At 46.6% G+C, this 431-nt stretch carries 1 pseudogene; it reads right to left on the reverse strand.

The features are described from left to right. Window positions 1-431 (reverse strand): annotated as a pseudogene (locus tag LRP50_RS25530) (hypothetical protein); the annotation flags it as partial.

Raw genomic sequence — 431 nt, forward strand, 5'->3', positions numbered from 1 at the left:
GTCAGTACCGCCATCGGTACCACCGTCAGTACCACCATCGGTGCCGCCGTCAGTACCACCATCGGTGTCACCATCACTGAAGTAGATATTATCTAAATAGATATCCACAGGTTCATTGATATCAGCTCTAGCAGCAGAAATGACAATTTGTGCTATCGCGTTTCGTGATAAGTCACCATTTGCACTTGCACTTGTAAAATCACTGAACGGAATAGCTAGCGTAACGGTATCGGTGCTAGTAGGCGTACTCGTGTATTGAATCGCACTCGTTTCACCTGCGCCACCGGAATGGTTTGACAACTTAATGTTAACCACTTGCCCTGCCAACAAAGGATCAACTTTGTATTGCATGTGGAAAGTATCAAAGCTCGTCGCGTCAAATGCGGCTGATGAGAAATCAATACCAGCAAATGTTTGGCCTGCTCCGACAC

This window comes from Enterovibrio gelatinilyticus, from assembly GCF_028683095.1.
Taxonomy (GTDB): Bacteria; Pseudomonadota; Gammaproteobacteria; order Enterobacterales; family Vibrionaceae; genus Enterovibrio; species Enterovibrio gelatinilyticus.